This window comes from Mycolicibacterium peregrinum (assembly GCF_001665625.1).
Lineage (GTDB): Bacteria > Actinomycetota > Actinomycetes > Mycobacteriales > Mycobacteriaceae > Mycobacterium > Mycobacterium peregrinum_B.
This window is the reverse complement of the sequence record NZ_LZSY01000116.1, coordinates 1-18,823: the sequence shown is the minus strand read 5'-3', so window position 1 is coordinate 18,823 and position 18,823 is coordinate 1. Positions and strand designations below refer to the sequence as shown.

The 18,823-nt window shown below is 66.7% G+C and carries 21 protein-coding genes; 4 read left to right on the top strand and 17 right to left on the bottom strand.

Annotated features, from left to right (window positions below):
- Positions 1 to 4 precede the first annotated feature (4 nt).
- The 7 genes from A5779_RS18275 to A5779_RS18245 form a co-directional block, all read right to left on the bottom strand.
- Positions 5 to 880, bottom strand: coding sequence for a MaoC/PaaZ C-terminal domain-containing protein (locus A5779_RS18275; protein ID WP_064884292.1), 876 nt, complete (start codon positions 878 to 880; stop codon positions 5 to 7).
- On the bottom strand, positions 877 to 1,317 hold the full coding sequence (locus A5779_RS18270; RefSeq protein ID WP_064884290.1) for a type II toxin-antitoxin system Rv0910 family toxin: 441 nt from the start codon (positions 1,315 to 1,317) through the stop codon (positions 877 to 879). Before A5779_RS18270 ends, A5779_RS18275 begins: the two co-directional genes overlap by 4 nt.
- Before the next feature lie 98 nt (positions 1,318 to 1,415).
- Positions 1,416 to 2,621 carry a lipid-transfer protein gene (locus tag A5779_RS18265; protein WP_064884288.1) on the bottom strand — a complete coding sequence of 402 codons (1,206 nt, stop codon included), beginning with the start codon at positions 2,619 to 2,621 and terminating at the stop codon, positions 1,416 to 1,418.
- A gap of 139 nt (positions 2,622 to 2,760) precedes the next feature.
- Complete coding sequence (locus A5779_RS18260) at positions 2,761 to 3,411, bottom strand: TetR/AcrR family transcriptional regulator (protein ID WP_064884286.1); 651 nt, start codon at positions 3,409 to 3,411, stop codon at positions 2,761 to 2,763.
- A gap of 83 nt (positions 3,412 to 3,494) precedes the next feature.
- Positions 3,495 to 4,388, bottom strand: coding sequence for a tRNA pseudouridine(55) synthase TruB (gene truB / locus A5779_RS18255; RefSeq protein WP_082941740.1), 894 nt, complete (start codon positions 4,386 to 4,388; stop codon positions 3,495 to 3,497).
- Positions 4,385 to 5,059 carry a 4'-phosphopantetheinyl transferase PptT gene (gene pptT, locus A5779_RS18250; RefSeq protein ID WP_064884284.1) on the bottom strand — a complete coding sequence of 225 codons (675 nt, stop codon included), beginning with the start codon at positions 5,057 to 5,059 and terminating at the stop codon, positions 4,385 to 4,387. Before pptT ends, truB begins: the two co-directional genes overlap by 4 nt.
- A complete protein-coding gene (locus A5779_RS18245) occupies positions 5,056 to 6,015 on the bottom strand; it encodes an ACP phosphodiesterase PptH (protein ID WP_064884282.1) in 960 nt (319 codons plus the stop codon). Before A5779_RS18245 ends, pptT begins: the two co-directional genes overlap by 4 nt.
- 162 nt (positions 6,016 to 6,177) lie before the next feature.
- Between A5779_RS18245 and A5779_RS18240 the strand changes: the two genes are divergently transcribed.
- Together A5779_RS18240 and A5779_RS18235 are read left to right on the top strand one after the other, a co-directional pair.
- The gene (locus A5779_RS18240) at positions 6,178 to 6,774 is read left to right on the top strand and encodes a DUF3558 domain-containing protein (RefSeq protein ID WP_064884485.1); all 597 of its coding nucleotides are present in this window, start codon (positions 6,178 to 6,180) and stop codon (positions 6,772 to 6,774) included.
- Between the two features lie 48 nt (positions 6,775 to 6,822).
- The gene (locus A5779_RS18235) at positions 6,823 to 8,466 is read left to right on the top strand and encodes a CocE/NonD family hydrolase (protein WP_064884280.1); all 1,644 of its coding nucleotides are present in this window, start codon (positions 6,823 to 6,825) and stop codon (positions 8,464 to 8,466) included.
- Here the strand turns inward: A5779_RS18235 and A5779_RS18230 are convergent.
- Positions 8,455 to 9,006 carry a DUF1802 family protein gene (locus A5779_RS18230; protein ID WP_064884278.1) on the bottom strand — a complete coding sequence of 184 codons (552 nt, stop codon included), beginning with the start codon at positions 9,004 to 9,006 and terminating at the stop codon, positions 8,455 to 8,457. The two genes, A5779_RS18235 and A5779_RS18230, sit on opposite strands and share 12 nt — an antisense overlap.
- Positions 9,003 to 9,269, bottom strand: a complete 267-nt coding sequence (locus A5779_RS18225; protein WP_064884276.1) for a DUF2277 domain-containing protein — start codon at positions 9,267 to 9,269, stop codon at positions 9,003 to 9,005. Before A5779_RS18225 ends, A5779_RS18230 begins: the two co-directional genes overlap by 4 nt.
- A 22-nt stretch (positions 9,270 to 9,291) precedes the next feature.
- Here A5779_RS18225 and A5779_RS18220 point away from each other — a divergent pair, with 22 nt between their 5' ends.
- Positions 9,292 to 10,047, top strand: coding sequence for an enoyl-CoA hydratase (locus tag A5779_RS18220; RefSeq protein WP_064884273.1), 756 nt, complete (start codon positions 9,292 to 9,294; stop codon positions 10,045 to 10,047).
- Positions 10,048 to 10,111: 64 nt separating this feature from the next.
- Here A5779_RS18220 and A5779_RS18215 read toward each other — a convergent pair whose 3' ends face one another.
- From A5779_RS18215 to A5779_RS18200, 4 genes are all read right to left on the bottom strand, one after another.
- Complete coding sequence (locus A5779_RS18215) at positions 10,112 to 10,618, bottom strand: hypothetical protein (RefSeq protein ID WP_064884270.1); 507 nt, start codon at positions 10,616 to 10,618, stop codon at positions 10,112 to 10,114.
- A 26-nt stretch (positions 10,619 to 10,644) separates the two neighbouring features.
- The gene (locus A5779_RS18210; RefSeq protein ID WP_064884268.1) at positions 10,645 to 11,826 is read right to left on the bottom strand and encodes a type VII secretion target; all 1,182 of its coding nucleotides are present in this window, start codon (positions 11,824 to 11,826) and stop codon (positions 10,645 to 10,647) included.
- Between the two features lie 7 nt (positions 11,827 to 11,833).
- A complete protein-coding gene (locus tag A5779_RS18205) occupies positions 11,834 to 12,346 on the bottom strand; it encodes a WXG100 family type VII secretion target (RefSeq protein ID WP_064884266.1) in 513 nt (170 codons plus the stop codon).
- A gap of 92 nt (positions 12,347 to 12,438) precedes the next feature.
- Positions 12,439 to 12,876, bottom strand: a complete 438-nt coding sequence (locus A5779_RS18200; protein WP_064884264.1) for a MerR family transcriptional regulator — start codon at positions 12,874 to 12,876, stop codon at positions 12,439 to 12,441.
- A 46-nt stretch (positions 12,877 to 12,922) separates the two neighbouring features.
- Here A5779_RS18200 and A5779_RS18195 point away from each other — a divergent pair, with 46 nt between their 5' ends.
- On the top strand, positions 12,923 to 13,534 hold the full coding sequence (locus A5779_RS18195) for a class I SAM-dependent methyltransferase (protein ID WP_064884262.1): 612 nt from the start codon (positions 12,923 to 12,925) through the stop codon (positions 13,532 to 13,534).
- Positions 13,535 to 13,616: 82 nt separating this feature from the next.
- On the opposite strand, the gene A5779_RS18190 is transcribed toward A5779_RS18195, so the two are convergent.
- The 4 genes from A5779_RS18190 to infB all read right to left on the bottom strand — a co-directional run.
- A complete protein-coding gene (locus tag A5779_RS18190) occupies positions 13,617 to 14,951 on the bottom strand; it encodes an MATE family efflux transporter (protein WP_064884260.1) in 1,335 nt (444 codons plus the stop codon).
- A gap of 32 nt (positions 14,952 to 14,983) precedes the next feature.
- On the bottom strand, positions 14,984 to 15,988 hold the full coding sequence (locus A5779_RS18185) for a DHH family phosphoesterase (RefSeq protein WP_064884483.1): 1,005 nt from the start codon (positions 15,986 to 15,988) through the stop codon (positions 14,984 to 14,986).
- Positions 15,981 to 16,484: a 30S ribosome-binding factor RbfA gene (gene rbfA, locus A5779_RS18180; RefSeq protein ID WP_064884259.1), complete on the bottom strand. Its 504-nt coding sequence runs from the start codon at positions 16,482 to 16,484 to the stop codon at positions 15,981 to 15,983. The genes A5779_RS18185 and rbfA overlap by 8 nt, the downstream gene beginning before the upstream one ends.
- A 3-nt stretch (positions 16,485 to 16,487) precedes the next feature.
- Positions 16,488 to 18,823 (bottom strand): translation initiation factor IF-2 (gene infB, locus A5779_RS18175; RefSeq protein ID WP_064884257.1); only part of this gene is annotated, 2,336 nt, incomplete at its 5' end.

The following is an 18,823-nucleotide window of genomic DNA, read 5'->3' as shown; positions in this document are numbered from 1 at the left end:
CTTGCTATGCCTCCTCGGCTATTTCGGCCAGGCCGTCGGTGATGACGAAATCGGAGCCCCTGGCGGTTTCGAATGCGTATGTCGTGACACCGTCGGACGACCCCTTCCGCCAGATGCGGGTCTCTAGGTCGTCGCCGGGGAGCACCATCTTGGAGAACCGCACCGCAAATCGCTTGAGTCGGTTCACATCCGATCTCGCCACTTCGGTGAGCACGGCCCACGACGTGAACGCCATGGTGCAAAGGCCGTGCGCAATGATGCCGGGCAGACCGGCATCCCTCGCCACCTCCTCGTCGAGGTGAATGGGCATCGGGTCGCCCGAAGCCGGGCTGTACCGGAATGTCTGGTCATCATCGACGTGTTGGACGACGGTCGCTACCGGGGTGCCGGCACGCAACGTTTCGTCGAACCGGTGACTCGGGCTCAACTCCCCCATCGTCTTGCCGGCGTCGAAGCCCCGCACGAACGTGGTGACGTATTGTTCGTTGACGAGTTCGCCATCCTCCGTGCGGCATTCGAGGTAGATCGCTGCACGGGTTCCGTTCTCCAGGCCCTCGTAGCCGATCATCTTCCCGCGTGACACCAGCTTGTCGCCGGGCCGGATCGGCCGGTGGAAATGGAAGTCCTGTTCGCCGTGGACCACCCTTGGGATGAGTTCGACCGGCAACACGTCGACCGCGGGTACCAAAAGCGCCTCGAACACCGGAACGATCGCGAACACCGGAGGAGCGATGTCACCGGAGCGGTGCGCCGGGATCGGATCGTTGGTGGCCGCGGCGTATTCGGCGAGACGTTCACTGGTGACCTCGAACCGCTCCTCGTCGGTCCAGGTGTTCAGCCCGCTGTCGTCGAATACCAGTTCTTCCTCGATCGCGGTCATGCCGCCGCCGATGCCAACGCGTCGAGCGCATCGAGGCTCTTGTCGAGTTGCTTGACACCGTCCTTCTCCACGGCCTTTGCCAGCGCACCCTTGACGAGCGCGCCTTCGAAGTCACCACTGACGGTGAAGCGGGACCCGGTGCCGATCGGGTCGATGGTGAACGCGAACTTCGCCTTCACGCCGGCCATACCGGTGCCGGAAAGCACGAGGCTGTTGGGTGCGTCGACGGATTCGATGGTCCAGTCGATCTTGTTCGCCATGCCCAGCATGACGATCTTGGCGCTGAGCTTCGCCCCGGCGGTCAACGTGGCCGGCGGCTCCTCGAGCCATTTGTCGTGGACGGTGAACCACTTGTCCCAGGTCTGCGGATCGGACACGGTCGCCCACAGTGCGTCCGGTCCGGCCGTCAGGTCACGGGTTGCTTCGATGTGTCCCATTGTTCGTTTCTCCTGACTGTTTGTTGTGCGAGCAGACGTGTACGCACCCGAAATGCCGTAGAACCGGGCGCTTTCACGTCTGCTCGCGGAGGAAATCTCTAGCGCTCGGCGCGCTGGTAAGCGGTCACGACGGCGGCACCGCCGAGGCCGATGTTGTGTTGCAACGCGGCGGTGACGCCGTCGACCTGACGTTTGTCGGCGGTGCCGCGCAGTTGCCAGGTGAGTTCGGCGCATTGCGCCAGGCCGGTGGCACCGAGAGGATGGCCCTTCGAGATCAGCCCACCGGACGGATTGACCACCCACCGCCCGCCATAGGTGGTGTCGCCGTTGTCGATCAGCTTCGGCGCCTCCCCCTCGCCACACAGACCCAACGCCTCGTACAACAGCAGTTCGTTGGCGCTGAAACAGTCGTGCAGTTCGATGACCTGAAAATCTTCGGGCCCCAGTCCGGACTCGTCGTAAACCTGCCGGGCGGCAGCGACATTCATGTGATGGCCGATCAATGCCTTACAGGTGCCGTCGAAGCTGTTCTCGAAATCGGTGGTCATTGCCTGACCGACGATCTCCACGGCCTGGGCGGACAGTCCGTGCTTGTCGACGAACTCCTCGCTGGCCAGGATCGCCGCTCCGGACCCATCAGAGGTCGGTGAGCACTGCAGCTTGGTCAGCGGGTCGTAGATCATCCGCGAACCGAGGATGTCGTCGAGGCTGTGCTCGTCCTGGAACTGCGCGTACGGGTTGTTCACGGAGTGCTTGTGGTTCTTGTGACCGATCTTGGCGAAATGCTCTGCGGTGGAGCCGTATTGCTTCATATGTTCACGCCCGGCAGCGCCGAACATCCAGGGCGCCGGCGGAAACAGCACTTCGGAGATCTCGGCCAGTGCCAGGAAATGCTTGGCCATCGGCTGTTCGCGATCGTCGTACGTCGACCCGAGGGAGCCGGGCTGCATCTTCTCGAAACCGAGCGCCAGCGCGCAGTCAGCCATGCCGCTGCGCACCGCGCGGGCCGCGAGATACAACGCGGTGGATCCAGTCGAACAGTTGTTGTTCACGTTGACGATCGGAAGACCTGTCATCCCGAGTTCGTAGACGGCCCGCTGCCCTGAGGTCGATTCCCCATAGACGTAGCCGACGTAGGCCTCCTGAATCTCGCGGTAGTCAATCCCCGCGTCCGCCAATGCTTTCGAGCCAGATTCGCGAGCCATATCCGGGTAATCCCACGCCGACCCGTCGTCGTTGGTCCGGTGGCCGGGCTTCTCGAACTTCGTCATCCCGACACCGATCACATACACCTTGTTGGGCATCAAACCCTCACTTTCTGTGCGATGTCAGAAACATACCAACTGGTTTGTATCTTAACAAGAGGGTCTGCTGGACCGTCCGAGGTTCACCAGAAGATGGCAGGTGGAGAGACCGAAGGCTCGTTAGAAGTGGAGTCTGCGGTCAGTTGTCGACGCTCAGGGTTTCGCCACCCAGAGCTTCGGTGAGCATGCCGCGCAACTGGACGCACACCCGGTCCCAGCGCTTCTTGGCGCGCTCCGGGTTGCGGTCGGCGAAACTGGACAACAGAATCCCCCGCAGTGCGTCCATGGCGGTATACGCCAGGTCTCGCAGTTCTTTTTGCGCAGCCCGGTCCGGCACCAGTTGCGCCAATGCTGCGATCAGCGCACCGTTGACGATCGGCTCGACGCGCTCGATCTGCGCCGCCAGCACCGCGTCGGTGCGAGCTGCCACCCAGAGTTCCAGCGTGGCAACGAAAATCGGACCTTGATGCGATTCCCAGAGGTAGTCCAGCATCGTCGACACCGCATCCGGACTGCCGGCCGCTCGCCCGAGATCACGAACCGCGGCCTGGACTCGCTGCTCGGCCAAGTGCTCGATCGCCGCCACCACCAGGTCTTCCTTGGACCGGAAGTGGTGCACCTGGGCGCCGCGCGTGACGCCCGCGACCTCTGCGACCCGCTGCGTGGTGGTGCCCGCGTAGCCGTAGGTGACTAGGCACTCAACCGTGGCATCCAGCAGGCGCGTCCGCATCGCAGCGCTGCGCTCAGCCTGCGTGCGCCGCTTGGCCTGCCCGTTGACCACTGCTGACATCGCCCGAATCCTAGCCGACCAGGGTAATGGTCAGCATGGACCTAACATACCGACTTGATTGCATGTAGCGTCGCAACAGTCACCTACAGCGTCGCCGGCCGGAGCACCACGACGTTCTTGGTGCGCGACGTGCCGTCCTGCAGCAGTGCGATGACCCGCCCGTCGGGCGCGGTGGCAGCGTAGACTCCGTCGATCCCGGCGGGGGTCAGCGCCCGGCCGTGCCGGGTGTCCTCGGTTTCCGCGTCGGTCAGGTCGCGGCGCGGAAAACCGACCAGGCAGGCCTCGTCGAGCGAGTAGCTCAGCCGCGCTTCCTCTGCGAGCTCGTCCAGGGTGCGGGCCTCGTCGAGGCCGTACCGACCGACCTTGGTGCGCCGCAGGGCCGTCAGATGCCCACCAACACCCAGTGCCACACCGACATCGCGAGCCAGGGCGCGGATATAGGTGCCCGAGGAACAGTCCACCTCGACATCAACGTCGACGAAGTCGTCCACCCGCCGGACGGCGAGTACCTCGAACCGGCCGATGCGTACGGGCCGGGCGGCCAACTCGACAGTCTGCCCCTCACGTGCCAGCTTGTAGGCCCGCTGACCGCCGACCTTGATGGCGCTCACCGCCGAGGGCACCTGCTCGATGTCGCCGCGCAGCGTCGCGACGGCGGCTTCGATCTGCTCATCGGTCACGCTCGCAGCTGAGACCGACTGCAGCACTTCACCTTCGGCATCTTCGGTCGTGGTGGTCTGTCCCAGCCGGATCGTTGCCGAATACGACTTGTCGGTAGCGGTGAGCAGGCCGAGGATCTTGGTGGCGCGTTCGATCCCCACCACCAGCACACCGGTGGCCATCGGGTCGAGCGTGCCTGCGTGACCGACCTTGCGGGTGCCGAACAGTCGCCGGCACCGCCCCACCACGTCATGACTGGTCATTCCGGCCGGCTTGTCGACGATCACCAAGCCGGGGTCCGGAACCGGTCGGCTCACAGCACGATCGCCGTCAACGTGACGCCGTCGCGCACCGACCAGCGGCCGTCGAGTGCGGTCAGCGGCGGCCCGTGTTCGGCGGCCGGGTCGATGAGGATCTGGGAGCGGAATGTTCCGGCGGTGCCCGACCCGTCCACCCCGAACGTGATGTGGGCATCTTCGAACCCGAGCCAGCGATGGGTCAACGGGTACCACGCCTTGTAGGTAGCCTCCTTGGCGCAGAACAGGATTCGGTCCCAGTGCAAACCGTCGGGCAGCCCACCCAGCTCGGAGCGCTCCAACGGCAGGGAGATGGCGCCCAGCACCCCGTCGGGTAGCACGTCGTGCGGTTCGGCGTCGATGCCGACGGAGCGGACACCGCCGACCCGGCCGACCACCGCCCCGCGAAAGCCCTGACAGTGCGTCAGGCTACCGACGATGCCGTCGGGCCAGCACGGCTCGCCCTTGTCCCCCTTCAGGATCGGGACCGGACCCACGCCCAGCTCGCCCAACGCCTGGCGGGCGCAGTAGCGCACCGTGGTGAACTCGTTACGCCGCTTGGCCACCGCACGGGCCACCAGTTCCGCCTCCTCCGGAAGCGCCGTCAGACCCGGCGGGTCGTCGTACATCTCGGCCGCCGCGAGCTTTTCCGGCATATCAGGCAGCACCTGCCCCAACAACGTGCCGCTCATACGCGCCTCGCCTTGATGCGCTCCTGCATCTGCTGTGCGTGGGCTCGCATCTCGGCCGTGATCTGGAAGTGTCCGCCGAACTCGTTGAGATACCCGGGCGTGTAGTTGGGGTCGGGCAGGATCTGGCGCAGCCAACGGAAGGGCTTGCGGCGACGCCACTCCCGCGGATAGCCGACCGAAACCTCTTCGAAGCGCACGTCGTCGTACCACGTGGTGCGTGGGATGTGCAGATGGCCGTATACCGAGCAGATCGCGTTGTAGCGGGTGTGCCAGTCCCTGGTGGCCGTCGTACCGCACCACAACGAGAACTCCGGATAGAACATCGCATCGCAGGGTTCTCGGACCATCGGAAAGTGGTTGACCTGAACCGTCGGGGTCATCCAGTCCAGGTCTTCGAGTCGCTTGCGGGTGGCCGCCACCCGTTCACGACACCAGGCGTCGCGGGTCGCGTAGGGCTCACTGGACAACAGGAACTCATCGGTGCCGACGACGTTCCGGTCCCGGGCGATGGCCAACCCCTCGGCCTTGTTCGAGGCTCCCTCGGGCAGGAAGGTGTAGTCGTAGAGCAGGAACATCGGCACGATCGTGGCCGGGCCGCCCTGTTCGGTCCACACCGGGAACGGGTGCTCGGGAGTGATGACACCCATCTGGTCGCACATGTCGACCAGATAGTCATAGCGGGACCGGCCGAAGATCTGCATCGGGTCCTTGTTTGTGGTCCACAGTTCGTGGTTGCCCGGAACCCAGATGACTTTCGCGAACCGCTTGCGCAGCAGGTCCAGAGCCCATCTGATCTCATCGGTGCGCTCCCCGACATCACCCGCGACGATCAGCCAGTCGTCCGGCGAGGCCGGATACAGCGACTCGGTCACCGGCTTGTTCCCGTTGTGACCGGTATGCAGGTCGCTGATCGCCCACAGAACCGGCTGCCGGTCCCTTGATTCGTGATCAATCATCACAGTTGCACCACCACAACGGACCAGCCTAACCGGGCGGCGCGACAGCAGGCCGTTGACAACTAGAACAGGTTCTCGTTTATGGTCGAGTCCGTCGCGACAGACCGCTACACTCCCCGCAAGCCGGGGAACGGTTTTGCCACCAAACTACGAGGGGGTGTGATGGCCGCCAAGTTGCGCCTACTTTCGGCTTCGACAGGGCTGGTTGCGGCGTTGGTTGCGGCGGTGCTCGTGGCGTGGCAGCCGAACCAGACCCAAGGCGCAGACTCGGGCCCGCTCCGACTCGACGTCACCGACCTCCCGATGACCAACGTGTCCACCACGATCAAGTGGCCGGTCGTCGAGACCACGGACCCCTCACCGTTCGATCCGTGCAATGACATCCCGTTCGACGCGGTCCAGCGGATCGGCCTGGCCTACACCCCGCCCGAGCCTGAGGACAGCCTGCGCTGCCACTACGACGCCGGCAATTACCAGATGGCCGTCGAGGCGTTCGTTTGGCGCACCTACGAGCAGACCATTCCGGCCGATGCGGTCGAGTTGGACGTGAACGGTCACCGCGCGGCGCAGTACTGGATCATGAAGCCGACCGACTGGAACGATCGGTGGTGGGTCACCTGCATGATCGCGTTCAAGACCAGTTACGGCCTCATCCAGCAGTCGCTGTTCTACTCGCCGGTCCACTCCCCGGATCGGCCGGACTGCCTGCAGGTCAACCTGCAGCGGGCCCACGAACTCGCGCCGTACTACAAGTTCTGAGCGCCGCCGAGTCCGAGCACCGCGGCGGCCGATCCGTAACCTGGTTGCGTGAGCAAGTTCCGCCGGTACGCCGGTAAGGCGGTCAGCAAAGTTCTGGGTCTGCCGCCGCACACGACCGACTTCACAGTGCAGCACGGGCTGCGGGTGCCGATGCGCGACGGGGTCGAGCTGATCGCCGATCACTACGCACCCGTCACCGACAGTCCCGCGGGCACTCTCCTGGTGCGCGGGCCCTACGGCCGACGCTTCCCGTTCTCACCCCTTTTCGCCCAGGTGTATGCGGCTCGCGGCTACCACGTGGTGCTGCAGAGTGTGCGCGGCACGTTCGGCTCAGGCGGGCAATTCACACCGATGGTCCACGAAATGGCCGACGGCGCCGACACCGTGGCTTGGCTGCGCGACCAGCCGTGGTTCACCGGCTCGTTCGCCACTGTGGGCCTGTCCTACCTCGGCTTCACCCAGTGGGCGCTGCTGGCCGATCCGCCGCCGGAGATGAAGGCCGCCGTCATCACCGTCGGCCCGCACGACTTCAGCGCATCCTCCTGGGGCACCGGATCGTTCTCCCTCAACGACTTCCTCGGCTGGAGTGCGATGGTCGCCCGCCAGGAGGAGCCCGGCGTGGTGCAGGCCCTGTCGCGGCAGCTGCGCGGGCCCGCCGAGCTCGCCAAGGCGACCGCCGGCCTACCCATGGGTGCAGCCGGCCGTCAGCTGCTGGGCACGGGCGCACCGTGGTACGAATCCTGGCTGGAGCATCCCGAACGCGACGATCCGTTCTGGGACCTGTTGCGGTTCGACGACGCATTGCAGCAGGCCGAGGTACCCATCCTGCTGCTCAGTGGATGGCAGGACCTGTTCCTGGACCAAACCTTGGAGCAGTACGAGCAGCTGCACCGGCGCGGTGTCCCGGTGGCATTGACGGTCGGTCCGTGGACTCACACACAGCTGATGACCAAGGGGCTCACCACCGTGGTCGGCGAATCGCTGGACTGGCTGGGCGCCCACCTGGCCGGCCACGGCGAGACCACCCGCAGCACCGTCCGGATCCATGTCAACGGGCGCGGCTGGGTGGAGCTGGCCGACTGGCCGCCGGCCATGCCGGAGCACGAGTTGTTCCTGCAGCCGACGGGTCGACTGACCGACAGCGCTCCGCCGCACACCGCCCCGCCGTCGTCGTTCACCTATGACCCCGCCGACCCCACGCCCACCGTCGGCGGCCGGCTGCTAGCCGCGGCCGGCGGATACCGCGACGACACTCGACTGGCCCGGCGCGACGATGTGCTGACGTTCACCGGCGATCCGCTTCCTGCCGATCTGTATGTGGCCGGAAACCCGGTCGTCGAGCTGGCACACAGCTGCGACAACCCACATCACGACATCTTCGTCCGGATCAGTGAGGTGGACGCAAAAGGCCGGTCCCGCAACGTGTCCGACGGTTTCCTCCGGTTGAATGATCACACCGGACCGGTTCGGCTCGAGCTCGACGCCGTCGCACACCGCTTCCCCGCGGGGTCACGGATCCGACTGCTGATCGCCGGCGGTTCACATCCACGCTTCGCCCGTAACCTGGGCACCGCCGAGCCGCCGATCTCCGGTTCCCAGCTGGTGCCGGCCACCCATACCGTGCATCACGGACAGGGCGGGGTGTCGCGGGTGGTGTTGCCTGCCGGCCCGGTGCCGCCCTCAGCCGACTGAGGTTCGCACCCGCTCGGCGACATCACGCAACATCGCGTCGTCGTGCACCGGCGGGCCCCAGTCCGCCTGCACCGCAAGGTCGACCCAGCTCTTGCATCCTGCGAACTCGGGGGTGCGGATCAGCTGAATCGGCGTGCGCAACGGGGCCACCTGGACGACCAGGATGGTCAGGCGGTGTTTGGGGCGGAAATCGAGGCGGTCGGCCCGCACCGATTCTGCGGTCCAGATGTGCAGGTCGGCCAGGTCGTCGATCGACGCGGGACGGTCGACCTCCACAGCGGCAACAACTTTCGCTCCGGCTCGAACCGTCACGGTCTCCTGGGTGCTGTCGGCGGACGCCTCAGCGAGCAGGTCATGGTGTTCGAGGCGCACCCGTTCGGCGTGGCTGTGCGCAATCGTCGGGAACAGCACGAATTCCGGTGCGGCGACCGAGAACCGCTTTTCGTGGATGCCACCCTTGCGCAGCAGCACGGTCTGTCGACCGTCGAGCAGCGCGTGCACGGCCGCGCTCCACTCCTTGAGCGCAGGAGTCGGCGTCACTGTGCGGCCAGGCGGGCTCGCACCTCTGGACGACGTAGAGGCGGGACGGTTTTCGGCGGCTGCCGACGCGGGGCGAGCCCGTCGAGCAGCCTGGTGGTCGTGGCGGTGACCTCGGCGACGGCCGCCTCGAAGGCCTCGACGTTGGCCCCGGTCGGTCGGGTGATGCCGCTGACCTTGCGCACATACTGGCGCGCCGCGGCTTCGATCTCTTCGTCAGTAGCGGCGGGCTCCAGCCCACGCAGCTCCGTGATATTGCGGCACATGACCCCACGATAGGTTGATCGCATGAGTGATGACGTCCTGCTGATCGAGACCACCGACCGAGTCCGCACCCTGACGCTGAACCGGCCCCAGTCCCGCAACGCCCTGTCGTCGCGACTGCGCACCGAGTTCTACCAGGCGTTGCGCGATGCGCAGGCCGACGAGGGTGTCGACGTGGTGATCCTCACCGGTGCCGATCCGGTGTTCTGCGCAGGCCTGGACCTCAAGGAACTCGGCGACACCACCGAGCTGCCCGACATCTCCCCCAAGTGGCCGGCGATGACCAAGCCGGTGATCGGCGCGATCAACGGCGCCGCGGTCACCGGTGGCCTGGAGCTGGCGCTGTACTGCGACATCCTGATCGCCTCCGAGCAGGCCCGATTCGCCGACACCCACGCGCGGGTCGGGCTGCTGCCGACCTGGGGCCTGAGCGTGCGCCTGCCGCAGAAAGTCGGGGTGGGCATGGCCCGGCGGATGAGCCTGACCGGTGACTATCTCTCGGCCACCGACGCATTGCGGGCCGGGCTGGTCACCGAGGTGGTCCCCCACGACGAGCTGCTACCGACGGCCCGCAAGGTGGCCGCCTCGATCGTTGCCAACAATCAGGCCGCGGTCCGCGCTCTGCTCGCGTCGTATCACCGCATCGACGAGTCCCAGACCAATCAAGGGCTGTGGATCGAAGCGGCCTCCGCCCGCGCCTGGATGGCAACGGCGTCCGGCGACGACATCGCGGCCAGCCGCAGCTCCGTGATCGAGCGGGGACGCGCGCAGGTGCGCTGACGCCGCTTACCTCCCCGCCGGGTCGGAAGCGCAGACGGCGGTGCCCAAAGTTCACTGACACGACCTACCGTTGGGGAGTGCAGACAGAGGTGAACGTCTTGTCGTCCTTCGCCGCGACATCGGCTGGGTTGAGCCAGCCCACACCGGTGAACCAGTAGGTATCGGCCGGATGTTCCGGTGATCCTGCGACGATTTCGGAGACCTCGGTCCCCGCGCCGAAAACGACTGATTTCGCACCGGGGGGAAATGCGTCGAGCTGGAAAGTCAGTTGCTTCGCGGTACGCCAATCCAGGCCCTGCGGCCACGGTCGCGTGACCTGCAGCCCGGCGGGGTACGGCCCACCCAACGTCAGATGCTCGACGTCCGCCCCGGCCGGATCGGTGGCCGTGAGCACCAACTCGGCATCCTCGGAGTCGTGGCTCAACGAGATCTTCTTGACGGCAACACATGGCGCGCCGGTCCAGATCTGCAACTTTCCATCGGTGACGCGCGCACCCCACGACGGGGTCAGTGACGGGGCGAACGGCGCCCTGGTCTCACAGCCCGAGGCCGACAGCACGACGACTGCCATAGCTATCGCGACAAAGCATCGGCGCATCAGTGGTAGCCCCCATCCGACAGACCGGCGTCCTCTTCGAGCGGGTTTACGCCGCCCATCCCCTGGATGATCCCTCCGGTGCCGTAATCGATGCCCATTCTCACCGGACCTTTCTCCGCCCACTGCTGCGAATGTCGCTCTTCGTGATGGAGCAGGCGATCCAGATCGAGTGCGCCCTCGCGCCCCACCCCATTGGCACCGCCGTACCACATATTTCCGGACTGAATGATCTCCCGAAGCTTGTTGCCCGGGTGTTCGACATCGTTGAGGTTGACGGTGAAGATGTCGCCATACGTCGAACCACCTTGGAATGCCGCCCAATCCGTCGGCTTGCCGCCCAATGCCATCAGCGTCCCGGTCGGCGTGGTCGCCACCGCTCCACCGGTGTAGGGCAGCCCGGCAGCGGCCGTGTAACTCCAGGAGTTGGAGTTCTGCCGATCGATGATTCGCTCAACCTCGGCGGCAGAGTACGGCACCTCCTCGAAGTCGTTCTGGACATCGTCGGACGTGCCGGCCTGGCCGTCAGGGCCGAGTTCGGCCTTGTCGTAATCCGTTCCCGCATTGAGGATGTAGCTCATCAACGCCGCCTTCTTCACTTTCTCCGGACTGGTGCCCTGTGGGATGCGGAAGAACGACTTGCCGTCGGCATCCTTCACTTCCTCCATGCCGTCGAAGACGTCGAAGTCCTCGGGGTCGATGTCGTGGGTCCGCGCGATGTCGACGATGGTCTCCGGCGACACATCGTGACGTGCCGCGTTCAGCAACCAGTCCCGGTAACGACCGTCGGCCGAGCCGTCGAGCAGACCGGCGTCACGCAGGGCTTGCTCATGCCGAGCGACCTTCTGCTCCGGTGGCGCATTGGGATCCTGTTCCTGGGGCTCTTCCGGCCCGGCGAAGTCAATACTTTCGGCAGCTTCGATATCGCCGCGCTCATAGCGGTCGGCAGCGAGAACCAATTTTCCGGAGTACTCCGACACATCGTCGCCCAGCGACTGTGCCTGTCGTGCCAGTGAGTCACCGACGTCCCGGCACACGCCCGCGGTCTCGAGCGCCGAAAGCGAACCGGACGCCCCCGACACGGCCGGACCCGCCCGGTCTCCGTGAAGCTCCGCCGAAACCTGGTTCAGCCCGTTGGCGCAGAGACGCATGGCCTCGATGCTCACCGCCAACGGCTGGTTCATGTCTGGGTCAGCCTCGATCGATCTTGCGCAATGCCGCGGCCGTGGACTTGTCCGCGGCATCGAACTTGTCCAGCGCGGTCTGGATCTTCGTCTGGAGTTTGAGCTGCCTGATCTTGACCTCCAGGGCGTTTCTGGGCGAGAGGGCCGCCCACCACAGCAGTCTCCAGCCGGCGGTTACCGATCCATTGTCGGCGATGTTGAAATACTGCGCCTCACCACTGTTGACGAGGTCGGCGAGTTCCTTCCGAATGCCCGTGAGCGTGTCCCCGGACTCCCTCATCTTGTCGGACAACTTCTGCAGCTTGGCCCGATAGATCTGTTGATCACCGATCATTTCGGTGGCATTGACCTGCGCACCGTCCGACGCGGTGCCGGACCATTTCGAGGCCAACGCGTCCATCTGAGATCGCTCGCTGGCCATCTGAACATCGATTTCGGCGCCTGCCGCCTTGACGTCAGCGGCCGCAGCGGTCAGCGATTCGGGCCGGGACCCCAGCACCTGCGACACCGTCAACGGCATCCCGCTCCCCTGTCTGTCCGCGCCCCTCAAGTATCAGCCCTTGATCTCGGGGTTCGATGCGCCAATTTGGCGGTATCCCGCGCAGGTGAGGGTCAGTCCACGAGCCACCCGGCCTGGTCGCTGGCGAGTTCCTCGACGCTCATCCCGTCGACGAGCCGGTCCAGCGCGCCGATCATGGTGTCGCATTCGCGCGCCGGGTGGTCTTTCGGGCAACGCAACGCATGGGTCAGAAACTGTTGCGCCCCTTGCGCTTGCGCTATCACCCGATCCAGCGCGGCGATCTGCTCGCGCACCGTCTCGCGCCACTGTTCACTCGGCGCGTCGAGCACCGCGGCCGCGGTGTCGAGGGGAAGACCCAACCGATTCACAATCTTGAGCAATGCGAGCCGGCGCAGCTCCTCGGGCCCGTACATCCGCTTGCCGGCCTGCCGCTGTCGAGGGGACACCAAGCCGCGTTCGTCGTAGTACCGCAACGCCGACGGGCTCATCTGCAACCTCGCCGCGGCCTCTCCGATCGGGATCAGGTCCATGCCGCCATTTGACTTCAACCCACCTTGAACCGGCAAGGTCTACCCTATGAACGCCGCGCGTGCGATCAATCACCATGCCGACCACCCCGGGTTCGCGGGGGTCACCGGGGTGTTGTGCGGGCTGGCCTTCCTCCTGGTGGGCCGGGCGAAGGCCCGGTTGGTCGCTGATGTCGCGCAACTCTCGTCGGCAGACCATGTCGTGGATGTGGGCTGCGGACCGGGCACCGCCGCCCGGGTGGCCGCCCGCCGCGGGGCGCAAGTGACCGGCGTCGACCCCTCGTCCACCATGGTGCGCATCGCGCGGCTGGTCACGCCGAAACGCGCGCCCATCACCTGGCGCGAGGGCACCGCGGAAGCACTGCCCGTGCCGGGCAGTTCTGCCACGGTGGTGTGGGCACTGGCCACCGTGCACCACTGGCAGGACGTCGACAAGGCAGTTGCCGAGGCCCACCGCGTGCTGGTTCCGGGTGGAAGGTTGATCGCGATCGAGCGTCAATCACCCGATGACGCCACCGGATTGGCCAGCCACGGCTGGACACGACAGCAGGCTGAGTCGTTTGCGACGCTGTGCCGTGGCATCGGATTCGATGAGGTGTCAGTGGCCGAGCACGGCGCGGGAAAGGGAGCAGTCTGGGTGGTCAGCGGTAAGCGGCAGTAGCCCCATGCACGAGCGTGCGCAAAATGCCTGTGCTGAGCGGCGTGTCGGGGTGCAGACACGCTCACTCGCGGTGCAACTGCAACTAAGCGGTACCGGGCACCAGCCAGCGCCCTGAGAACGCCCGCCAGCCGACGAAGATCAGCCTCAGCACCATGAACGTGCTCAGCCCCGACCAGATGCCGAACAGGCCCCAGCCGTAGATGAGCGACAACCAGATCAGCGGCAGGAAGCCGACCAGCGCGCTGGCCAGGGTCGCGTTGCGCATGAATTTGGCGTCGCCGGCGCCCAGAAGCACACCGTCGAGGGCGAAGACGATTCCCGCCACCGGCAATTGGGCCACCAGGAACCACCACGGCACCCTGATCGCCGCCAGCACCGATTGATCATCGGTGAACACGGGCGGCAGCACCGAGGAGCCGACGGCGAACACCAGGGCCAGCACCACACCGGCCATCGTGGAGAACAGCGTCACCCGCCAGGCCACGCTCTTGGCATGCGCAAGTTGACCCGCGCCCAACGCCGCGCCGACGAGCGACTGCGCGGCGATGGCGAGCGAATCCAGCACCAGTGCAAGGAAACTCCAGACCTGCAGGACAACCTGATGGGCCGCCACGGCCGCGGCACCGAACCGGGCAGCGACGGCTCCGGCCGACAGAAAGCAGGCCTGGAACGCCATCGACCGCAACAGCAGATCCCGGCCCATGGTCAACTGGGCCCGCAGTACCGCGGGCTGAATCCGTAGCGCCACCTTCTCACTCAACAGGGCCCGCAGGAACAACAGCGCCGCCACCCACTGCCCCACCAGGTTGGCCACCGCAGATCCGGCCAGCTCCAGCCGAGGCAGACCCAGCCAGCCGTAGACCAGCGGCGGGCAGAGCACCGCCGACACAGCGAACCCGAACACCACGTAGCGCAGCGGCCGGACCGTGTCCTGTACCCCGCGCATCCAGCCATTGCCTGCCAGCGACACCAGGATCGCCGGGGCGGCCAGGATGGCGATCCGCAGCCACGGCAGTGCGGCGTCGGCGATGTCGGAGCGTCCCGCGATCGCCGACAGCAGCGGCACCGCCGCCGCCTGTACCACCGCGATGATCAGGAGGCCCAGTCCGAGGGCCAACCAGGTGGCCTGCACACCTTCGCCGACGGCGGACTGCCGGTCACCCGCCCCAAACATGCGGGCCGAGCGTGCCGTGGTGCCGTAGGACAGGAACGTGCCCTGCGAGTTGACCAGGCCGAGGATCAGGCCGCCGATCGCCAGGCCGGCCAGGCTGAGCGCGCCCAGCCGCCCGACGATGGCGATGTCGAAGAGCAGGTAGATCGGCTCGGCGGCCAGCACACCGAGTGCCGGAAACGCCAGGCCGGCGATCCGGCGGGTGGTGGCCGGCGTGACGGGAATATCGCCTTCGGGTTCAACCACGCGCCCGCCCGGGAGAGGCGTGCCGCACGCAGTCAGGCAAGAGCTTGCGCAAGCGCCTGCACGACGTCATCGGCGGGCCCGGCGGCCGAGTACCCGGCCGCGTGCGGGTGACCGCCGCCACCGAATGAGCTGGCGACCGTGGCCAGGTTCAGCGACTTCGCCCGCATCGACACCGACCAGTGTTGCGGCTCAATCTCTTTGAACACCGCGGCAACCTCTGCCTGTTGGGTGGTGCGCACGATGTCGACGATGCTTTCCACTTCCTCGGGCCGGGCGCTGGACCATTCGTCATGCGGCACAACGGCGTACACGAGTCCGCGGCCACCGACAGCAGCCGGGAGCAGCCGCGCCGAGGCCAGCACCCGCGACAGCATCGGCAACCATGCAAACGGATGCGTGTCGAGGAGAGCGCGACTGATCGAAGCGTTGTCCACTCCGAGTTCGACCAACCGGGCCGCCAACCGGTGCGCCCGCGCGGTCGCCCAGCGGAACGAGCCGGTGTCGGTGGTCAGCCCGGCGTACAGACAGTGCGCCACCCGCTTGTCGATGGGCTTGTCCCAGGCGTCGAGAAGTTCGGCCACCAGCATCGTGGTGGAATCCGCCGTCGGGTCGACGTAGTTGGCGGTGCCGAACAACTGATTGGACGCATGGTGATCGATCACCAGGACCTCACGGCCGGGGCCGGCCAGTCCCGCCAGTGCACCAAGCCGATTGACGCTCGGGATGTCCACTGTGACAACCAGATCAGCGTCATCCCGGATGGCGCTCGGCGAGACCATCAGATGCCCGCCCGGCAGGGTCTGCAGGGATTCGGGTAGCTGGTCGGGAGCCGCGAAGGCCACCTCGACCTGTTTGCCGGCGTCGTCGAGCACCTGTGCGAGGGCCAGCCCGGCGCCGATGGTGTCGGCATCGGGATAGACATGGCACACCACACTGATGCTCGCCGCGTCGGAGAGAAGGTCGGCTGCCGCACGCGCGTCGACACGCTGACCGGAAGGGCACCCGTTGGGTGCCCCCGAATGAGCAGTTTCAGTCATCCGTTCGATCGCGGTCACCGGCATCCTCTGTGTCTGCCCCGTCGGCAAGCCCATCAGTGTCCTCCGCCCCGTTCACACGGTACGGGTCTTCGTCGCCGGCATGCTTGGCGCCCTGCCTGACTCTCGCCACTTCCTCATCGGCAGCCCGCGCCCGGGCCAGCAGCTCCTCCATCCGGTGCGCCGCGTCGGGCACGGTGTCGCGGACGAACGCCAGGGTCGGGGTGAATCGCACCCCGGTCCCGGCGCCCACCTTGGTCCGCAATACGCCCTTGGCACTTTCCAGCGCCGCGGCCACGCCGGCATAGTCCGGTTCCTCATCGAGACTGGTCCCGATGACCGTGTAGTACAGCGTGGCGTCGTGCAGATCACCGGTCATCTTGGCATCGGTGATCGTCACGCCGTTGAGCCGCGGATCCTTGATCTCGTACTCGATCGCCGAGGCGACGATGGTGGAGATCCGCTTGGCCAGCCGCTTGGCCCGTGCCGGATCAGCCATACCCTACGTCCGAACCTTCTCGACGAGTTCGTACGTCTCGACGACGTCGCCTTCCTTGATGTCGTTGTAGGTCAGCGTCAGACCGCACTCGTAACCCTCGCGGACCTCGGTGGCATCGTCCTTCTCGCGCTTGAGCGAGGACACCGTGAGGTTCTGCGCGACCACCGTGTTGTCACGCAGCAGCCGGGCCTTGGCGTTGCGACGCATGATGCCCGAGGTGACCAGGCAGCCGGCGATGTTGCCGACCTTCGACGACCGGAAGATCGCCCGGATCTCGGCGCGGCCGAGTTCCTTCTCCTCGTAGACCGGCTTGAGCATGCCCTTGAGGGCCTTCTCGATCTCGTCGATGGCCTGGTAGATCACCGAGTAGTACCGGATCTCCACACCCTCGCGGTTGGCCAGCTCGGTCGCCTTGCCTTCGGCACGGACGTTGAACCCGATGATGATCGCGTCCGAGGCAGAAGCCAGGTTGACGTTGGTCTCGGTGACACCACCGACACCGCGGTCGATGACCCGCAGCTCCACTTCGTCGTCGATCTCGATGCCCATCAGCGCTTCCTCGAGGGCTTCGACCGTACCGGCGTTGTCGCCCTTGAGGATCAGGTTCAGCTGGCTGGTTTCCTTCAGTGCCGAATCCAGGTCTTCCAGGCTGATCCGCTTGCGGCTGCGTGCGGCCAGCGCGTTGCGCTTGCGCGCGCTGCGCCGGTCGGCGATCTGGCGGGCGATGCGGTCCTCGTCGACAACCAGGAAGTTGTCACCGGCACCGGGCACCGACGTGAAGCCGATGACCTGGACCGGACGCGAGGGCAGCGCCTCTTCGACGTCGTCGCCGTGCTCGTCGACCATCCGGCGGACGCGGCCATAGGCATCGCCGGCCACCACCGAGTCGCCGACACGCAGGGTGCCGCGCTGGATGAGCACCGTGGCCACCGGACCGCGACCGCGGTCCAGGTGTGCCTCGATCGCCACACCCTGGGCCTCCATGTCGGGGTTGGCCCGCAGGTCCAGGGCCGCGTCGGCGGTCAGTACGACCGCTTCCAGCAGCGCCTGGATGTTGGTGCCCTGCTTGGCCGAGATGTCGACGAACATGGTGTCGCCGCCGTAGTCCTCGGCCACCAGGTTGTACTCGGTGAGCTGCGCCCGGATCTTGGCCGGGTCGGCGCCTTCCTTGTCGATCTTGTTGACCGCCACCACGATCGGCACATCAGCGGCCTGCGCGTGGTTGATGGCCTCCACCGTCTGTGGCATGACGCCGTCGTCGGCCGCGACCACGAGGATCGCGATGTCGGTGGCCTTGGCACCACGGGCACGCATGGCGGTGAACGCCTCGTGACCGGGGGTGTCGATGAAGGTGATCGGCCGGACGTTGCCGTCCAGATCGACCTCGACCTGGTAGGCGCCGATGTGCTGGGTGATGCCGCCGGCCTCGCCCTCGCGGACGGTGGCGTTGCGGATGGTGTCCAGCAGTCGGGTCTTGCCGTGGTCGACGTGACCCATGACCGTGACCACAGGCGGGCGGAACTCGAGGTCGTCCTCGTCGCCCTCGTCCTCGCCGTAGGTGAGGTCGAAGGACTGCAGCAGTTCGCGGTCCTCGTCCTCGGGCGAGACGACCTGCACCTTGAAGTTCATCTCGCTGCCGAGCAGCTCCAGGGTGTCGTCACCGACCGACTGGGTCGCGGTGACCATCTCACCGAGGTTGAACAGCGCCTGGACCAGTGCGGCCGGGTTGGCGTCGATCTTCTCGGCGAAGTCGCTCAGCGATGCGCCGCGGGCGAGCCGGATGGTCTCGCCGTTGCCCTTGGGCAACCGCACACCACCGACGACCGGCGCCTGCATGTTCTCGTATTCGGCGCGTTTCGCCCGCTTCGACTTACGGCCGCGCTTCGGGGCACCGCCGGGACGACCGAACGCACCGGCTGCGCCACCGCGCTGACCGGGACGACCGCCGCCACCACCGCCGGGGCGACCGCGGAAACCGCCGCCACCACCTGCGGGTGCGCCACCGCCACCACCGGCACCGCCGCCGCGGTAGTTACCGCCGCCACCGCCACCGGGACGAGCACCCTGACCGGCACCGCCGGGACGGGGGCCGCCACCGGGACGCGGGCCGGGACGTGGGCCACCACGTCCGGGAGCACCTGCACCGGCCGGACGCGGCGGCATGTTGCCGGGCGACGGACGCGGGCCACCACCGGGACGCGGGGCACCGGGACGCGGCTGCGGCCGCGGGATGGGCCGCTCGACCGGCTGCTGCGACGAGAAGGGGTTGTTGCCGACCCGCGGGGCCCGCGGGGCCGGCTTCGGGGCACCCGACGCCGCCCCCCCGCGGGGGCCGGGGG